Genomic DNA, 5989 nt, shown 5'->3' on the forward strand with positions numbered 1-5989 from the left:
AACGATGTTCACCTTCTCTCGATCCCCCCTAGCCCCCCTTAAAAAGGGGGGAACGCAAAAAAGTCCCCCTTTTTAAGGGGGATTTAGGGGGATCAAACGCAGACGAGGCCAACATTTGAACGTTATGTATAAGCAGTAGCTCCGTGGGAGGGGTTTGGGGTGAGGGTCATGAGTGAACAAGCTGTAGCGCAGGATGACACAATTTAGGGGTTTCTTTGCCGGTGATCTGTTCCGGTGAGATGAATATTAACAGTCATATTCTTCATGTTAATCTGGAGTGATTCCACACCGGAACCATTCATTGCATCTCTTTGTTTCAATCTTTGAATCGCTATGACATTATTCACGCCCAACGACGTTTTAGAGCGAATTAAAACCGGTCAATCTCTCCAAAAATCAGAGCTAAGTCACCTCGATTTATCCGGCTGTACGATTACAGGAGGGGATTTTAATCAAGCTTATCTAAAGAGTGGAAATTTTTCAGGAGCGATCGCCCACAATGTCAAATTCACCCAGACGATTCTACATTTTTCAAACTTTGATCATGCCAAGGTTTCAGAATCAGACTTTACCGAGGCGGAATTGAATAGCGCCACCGGTAACGCCGCAGACTTTAGCAAGACTCAATGTGTCAAGAGCAAATTTTATGGCGCGAAGCTCAGTGATTTGCAGGCCCAAGGGGCGAATTTTCAGCAGGCCGATTTTCGGGATAGTGCCGCCCCCCGTGGAAATTTCACCAACGCAATCGGCGATCGCGCCCATTTCGGTAATGCCCGCATGACCGCAGCCCTTTTTAATCACAGTTCCTTTTGTCGGACGCAGTTTATCAAAGCGCAACTCGAACAAACCCAATGGCATCACGCCACCTTAGAACGGGCCAATTTTCAAGAGGCTCGGCTCCGGGGGGCTGAGTTTCTCAATGCCCAATTAATTCAAGCTAACTTTGGCCATACCCATGTCCAAGATGTAAATTTTAACGGTGCGGAATTACTCGAAGCGGACTTTAACCACAGTACGTTGATGAATGTGAATTTTTCCGATGCGGCACTCTATGAGGTGGATTTTGAGGGGGCGCATTTTTGGCAGGTGAATCTAGAAAATGCAAATTTGGAAAATGCAAATTTGGAAAATACGGTGTGGCAAGATGCGATCGAGGTGGATTTTTCCACCTGCCATGTGGCCGGGGCAACGTTTACCGATGCTCAAGGGCTGACGGCGGCCCAAAAACAATGGTTGCGGGATCAAGGGGCGACGAATGTACCGCGTTAGTCTGCAAGTCTAGAGCGAGACTTTTTTTCAAGCCGGGGGCAATAATTGCTCGAACAGATCGGTGAGGACGGGTTTCGGGACGGCTCCAACGAGATAGCGTTGAACGCGATGATCCGCACTGAGCGCGGTGAGTTGGGGCACGCCGGTGACCTGGTGGGTTTCGATGAGGTCGATCCATTGGGGGTCGTCGATGTTGAGCATGACGATGTTGATGCGATCGCCATAGTTTGCGGTGAGCGATCGCATCGTTTTCGCCAACCCCTGACAGGTTCCGCACCAATCAGCGTAAAACTCAATCACCGTCGGCTTCCCATTCTCCATCGCCACAGCGTAGGGGGTCGCCTCCTGGGCCGATGCCCGCAAGGCCGCCAACCCGGTCAGCGATGATGCTGCCGCCGCTGATCCGGTGTTGAGCCAACAGAGTAGCGTTAAACAAATTGCCCCGATGATCGGTAACCCTTTGCGTTTGATCATTCTTTTCCTGGTGATTGTGAGCATGGCGATTACCGGAAATAATAGGCCAAGAAAATATGACCCACTAACATCACTAAAAAGATACTCACCAGAATAATATGAGTCGCCAACCAGAGCGATCGCAAATTCCGAATCAACGGCCCTTTATAGAGGGTTGCGATCGCATCAGGGCCATCGGCCGCTTGCCAGCCAAAATAACGGCGCGGTGACTCTAAAATTCCCGTTTCCGCCACAACCCCGATCAACGCCGAGAGCGTCACCCCAAAAAAGACCCAGAGAAAAATCGCGTTATAGTTCAAACCCTGCACGCCGACGGTATGCACCAGCGTTGAAGCCAACACCGCCACACCGAGAATAATATGCAACGTCCGCCACAACATCATCGAGCCGGGAATTGTGATCTTAATCGGCCAGCCCCGGCCCCGCTTGCGGGCGGTGAGCACCATTTCAATCAAAACAAACAGTAAGGAAATATAGCCGGTAATCTGCTTATACATCTCCCCTTGCAACAGGGCGTGAATATCAAAATGATCTTCGCGCAGAATATCAATATATTGCGGACTAAACACAAACGGCAGCAATAAAACCGCAGTGATGAGCGTTAAAACAATTAATTTGGCAAAATTAAGTTTCATGATTTTGGTTGAAAATGCCCTCGGTGTATAGCGATCCTAAATCAATCGGAGATCTTATCTCCTCATCAACAAGGGGCTTAAGCCCCTTGCCTGTTCATGAATCAAATAGGATTGCTCTAGCGAGCAAGATGCTCGCATTACGGAATTACCGGATTATTTCCTTCAGTTTCATAAGTCCTTATCTATTGATCATGCAGAGCGCGATCGCAAAGAAGAGGAAGTGTGGTGGCTTCCTCTTACTGTGAAATCGATCCTAGATTACGACTCTTCAATGGGGATGTTGATCATCACACCGCCCATCACATCGCCCATTTCAAACACTTTGTCGGGATAGCGTTCGAGGTGAATGGGGTGGGTATTGTGACAGGTGACGCAGGCTTCAGCAACGGCAACATCTGGATAGAGAGCCGAGAAATACTGTTGACCCGCGATTTCTTGATAGCCTTTGTAGGGTTCGCCGGTTTCATTGACAGAATCCATCGCCTCTTTTTCAAAGTCGTTTTTAGGCGCTTGGTTGTCGTTGATGTTCCAGGTCGAAATTAGACCATAGGTGAAGCTGCCATCGCCTTTTTCGGCGGCAATTTCAGACCCTAAACGGAACATTTGTGCCGGGAGGGGAATCCCATCGGCGGTTTGCCAACCTTCGGTAGCTTCGACAGTCAACACACCTTTTTCGTTGTCTTTGCCTTCGAGCACTTCGGAGCGGTTGACCACATGCCGGGTGTAGGCGGTGCGATCGGCTTCTAAGACGGTATGAATATAGTCCGTGACCATTTCGGGGGGTATGCTTGCGGACGGTTCGGATTCTGACGCACCACCGCCACTGCTACAGGCCACAGCCGTGATACACACAGCAGCAATCAAGGCGTACAAGGTGAATACTTTTAAGCGAATCCGTTGTTTCCAATAGTTGATGAATTTAAGCATCGGTGTGATTTCTCCTCTGGTGGATATGAGTGGATATGAATCGAGAGAACCGCGAATGATCGGTGTCACTCTGGGGGTGTTTCCGGGGCGTTTTGACTGGAACGCTGTTGCTCAAAGGCCCGAATTAACTCGAAGGTTTCCATCTCTTGAGTGGGCCGTTGATCAAAGTTGGCTTCGACAAGATCATCGTCAAAGATGCTGTTGTAGGAATGTTCAAGACCATGACAATTCATACAGACATCGCTCACCATTCGATCGCGAGGCAACAGCGTGTAGGTGTTGTTGTGGTTGACAAACACCCGGTCGGTTTCCCCTAGGGTTTGCCGGGGCAGGTGACAAGTTGCACAGGTTACGGCGCTTGCGTCCGGACGGGGTAACTCCCCAGCAGGGCTGAATAGGGTGGCGTGGGGGGAATTTTTGTAGTTGTTGGAATGGGTGTCATTGTGGCAGGTGAGGCAGGCATCCACGGCGGCGGGGCGGGTTTGCAGGGCGTGGACATCGTGGCAGGTGTTGCAGTTGAGGGGGCGATCGCTCGCCTCCGCGTGCATGGGGAGTCTCGCCAGTGCCGGAGTCAGGGGGGATAAGCCTTCCTGGAGCCGAATCCCATGTTTACCGAGTAAAAAAGTCTCGGTTTCCGGCTCATGACAGCTTTGGCAGCTTTCATAGCCGGGTGCTTGGACAAACTCTTGAGTCTCCTCGTTTTGATGACAACTCGAACAGTTCACATCGGCGAGGGCGTGGGTGCTGTCTTGCCATTGGGTGGTGATTTCATCGAGTTGGGCTTGGGTGATGGGGGAGGCGATCGCGATCGGGGTGAGGGGCGCGATCGCACTCAACCCCAACCAGAGCATCACCCCACAAAACAGCACAGGCATCAGCTTCATGTCCCACCCCCCAAAAACTCCCGGTCTAGATCCGGTGTCGGGGCGCGATCGAGCGTGACCTCCACCCCTAATTCCGGCACTTCTGGCGTAGGCAGCATGAACGGTTGATCTAGATTTTGCGTTAAAAATGCCGTGGAAATTGAGCGATGGTCGTGGAAATTATGACAACCCGCCGTCCAACAGCCATCGGGTGTAAACCCATCATGACTAGCGAGATCCCCCTGAATAATCCCCTCATGACACGCCATACAAAGATCCGGATGGAGATGCACCCCCCGCCCAAACATCTGGACATGTTCGTTATGGCACGCCGTACAAGTGAGCACATCAATGTCTTCAAGGAGAACCGCCCAACGGGGATCGCGAAACTTCTTCACCCCATGCACATCTGCGGCCAATTCCGCCTCATGGCAACGATTGCAATTGTCATTGCTCACCGGCTTAAATCCTTCATGACAAGAGCTACAGGACGCTTCAAAGAGATGGTGTCCTTCCGATGTTTGTCCGGGTAGAAAAATCTGTTTTTGATCCATTGCAAAGGCTGCACCAAACCAAATTACAAACCCCACAATCAGGACAATAATTGCAGTTCTTGTCTTGATGAAAGATTGGATTGAGCAGTGCTGTTTCAACCAAGAAATCATCGTCTTTCGATTACAGCAGGAGTAACAGCAGCGTCACGATGCCACCACCCGCAATCAACCCACCAAACAGGCCCCAATTAATCCCAAACTCAGGGACTTCAATGGGAGATATGTAGGGTTCGGGGGTCGGGGCTGGGGAGGGTGACGGTTCTGCCGGGGGAGGTTCAAGGGCCACTGCTTCGGCGGAATAGTCAGCACCCGCGAGCATCAGTTCAGCGATCGCACCATAGGCATCCACCCAGGCTTGCTTGACTTCAGCCGTCCAATCGTCTTGGAGATAGTCTGCAAAGGTTTTGAGGAGGGCATTGCCCACGAGGGGGTAATGTTCCGGTAAGGCTCCATATTTAACGTGACGAGCGCCGAGGCCGTGGAGCGCGTCCGTGAGGGCATCGGGGTTGCGGAGGTTTTCCACCACCAACACCAGGGAGGCGAGGAGCTTTTTCTTTTGGGCGGCCATGTCGGTGCTGGAAAATAGCGGCGCAGCATCGGGATACATGGTCGTCAAGTTGTCGTAAAAACTCGTGACGAATGCGTCAGCATTGGGCTTTACTTTTTCAAAACTCTGCTCAAGACATTCAACTTGTAAGGACATTGGCCTATGCTTTTCTCCAAAAAATCTACTGTTGAAAATCTATTTTTTCAGCCCTAATTGATTATGACTAAAGCGCAAAAGTTTGTAAAACCCGTATCAAGACATTACTCAATCCCGAAACATGATGATTTCGATCGTTGAGTTGAGACTTTCCACGCTGAATTGACAAACAATTTTGACTGAATTTAATGATGTACAGAATAAATATCAGTTTTATTCGGTCTTATTTGTGATCATGGCTACAAAAAAACTTTTTTGATGCAATTTTTAAAATTCAAAATGTAATAATTGCATGATGATCAGGATCGATGCTGATTTTGATGATGCGGTGCTGGGTGTGGAGTCCCTGGTTGGCTGACTTGATCGCCCTCACCCCCAACCCCTCTCCCAGAGGGCGAGGGGAGCCGATCCATTTTTCCAGTTCCCTCTCCCAGAGGGCTACTGCTTATACACAAACTGCTCTTAACGATGTTCACCTTCTCTCGATCCCCCCTAGCCCCCCTTAAAAAGGGGGGAACGCAAAAAAGTCCCCCTTTTTAAGGGGGATTTAGGGGGATCAAACGC

7 protein-coding genes are annotated in these 5989 nt (G+C 50.2%); 1 reads left to right on the forward strand and 6 read right to left on the reverse strand.

What is annotated here, in order from left to right; genetic code table 11:
* Window positions 1-333: 333 nt before the first annotated feature.
* Window positions 334-1269: a pentapeptide repeat-containing protein gene (locus PN477_RS17135; protein WP_272115747.1), complete on the forward strand. Its 936-nt coding sequence runs from the start codon at window positions 334-336 to the stop codon at window positions 1267-1269.
* Between the two features lie 27 nt (window positions 1270-1296).
* On the opposite strand, the gene PN477_RS17140 is transcribed toward PN477_RS17135, so the two are convergent.
* The 6 genes from PN477_RS17140 to PN477_RS17165 form a co-directional block, all read right to left on the reverse strand.
* Window positions 1297-1743: a thioredoxin domain-containing protein gene (locus tag PN477_RS17140; RefSeq protein WP_272115748.1), complete on the reverse strand. Its 447-nt coding sequence runs from the start codon at window positions 1741-1743 to the stop codon at window positions 1297-1299.
* Between the two features lie 29 nt (window positions 1744-1772).
* Window positions 1773-2378, reverse strand: coding sequence for a hypothetical protein (locus PN477_RS17145; RefSeq protein ID WP_272115750.1), 606 nt, complete (start codon window positions 2376-2378; stop codon window positions 1773-1775).
* 258 nt (window positions 2379-2636) lie between these two features.
* Complete coding sequence (locus tag PN477_RS17150) at window positions 2637-3305, reverse strand: Tll0287-like domain-containing protein (protein WP_272115751.1); 669 nt, start codon at window positions 3303-3305, stop codon at window positions 2637-2639.
* A 65-nt stretch (window positions 3306-3370) separates the two neighbouring features.
* On the reverse strand, window positions 3371-4189 hold the full coding sequence (locus PN477_RS17155) for a cytochrome c3 family protein (protein ID WP_272115753.1): 819 nt from the start codon (window positions 4187-4189) through the stop codon (window positions 3371-3373).
* Window positions 4186-4722 carry a cytochrome c3 family protein gene (locus PN477_RS17160; protein WP_272115755.1) on the reverse strand — a complete coding sequence of 179 codons (537 nt, stop codon included), beginning with the start codon at window positions 4720-4722 and terminating at the stop codon, window positions 4186-4188. The genes PN477_RS17155 and PN477_RS17160 overlap by 4 nt, the downstream gene beginning before the upstream one ends.
* Before the next feature lie 121 nt (window positions 4723-4843).
* The gene (locus tag PN477_RS17165; RefSeq protein ID WP_272115757.1) at window positions 4844-5425 is read right to left on the reverse strand and encodes a globin family protein; all 582 of its coding nucleotides are present in this window, start codon (window positions 5423-5425) and stop codon (window positions 4844-4846) included.
* Between the last annotated feature and the right edge of the window lie 564 nt (window positions 5426-5989).

It is taken from the genome of Spirulina subsalsa CS-330 (genome assembly GCF_028330765.1).
GTDB classification, from domain to species: domain Bacteria; phylum Cyanobacteriota; class Cyanobacteriia; order Cyanobacteriales; family Spirulinaceae; genus Spirulina; species Spirulina subsalsa_A.

What these genes read in the sequence shown, in the direction of transcription:
- PN477_RS17135 (WP_272115747.1), top strand. Translation starts at nt 334, where the DNA reads ATGACATTATTCACGCCCAACGACGTTTTAGAGCGAATTAAAACCGGT.
- PN477_RS17140 (WP_272115748.1), bottom strand. Translation starts at nt 1,743, where the DNA reads ATGATCAAACGCAAAGGGTTACCGATCATCGGGGCAATTTGTTTAACG.
- PN477_RS17145 (WP_272115750.1), bottom strand. Translation starts at nt 2,378, where the DNA reads ATGAAACTTAATTTTGCCAAATTAATTGTTTTAACGCTCATCACTGCG.
- PN477_RS17150 (WP_272115751.1), bottom strand. Translation starts at nt 3,305, where the DNA reads ATGCTTAAATTCATCAACTATTGGAAACAACGGATTCGCTTAAAAGTA.
- PN477_RS17155 (WP_272115753.1), bottom strand. Translation starts at nt 4,189, where the DNA reads ATGAAGCTGATGCCTGTGCTGTTTTGTGGGGTGATGCTCTGGTTGGGG.
- PN477_RS17160 (WP_272115755.1), bottom strand. Translation starts at nt 4,722, where the DNA reads ATGGATCAAAAACAGATTTTTCTACCCGGACAAACATCGGAAGGACAC.
- PN477_RS17165 (WP_272115757.1), bottom strand. Translation starts at nt 5,425, where the DNA reads ATGTCCTTACAAGTTGAATGTCTTGAGCAGAGTTTTGAAAAAGTAAAG.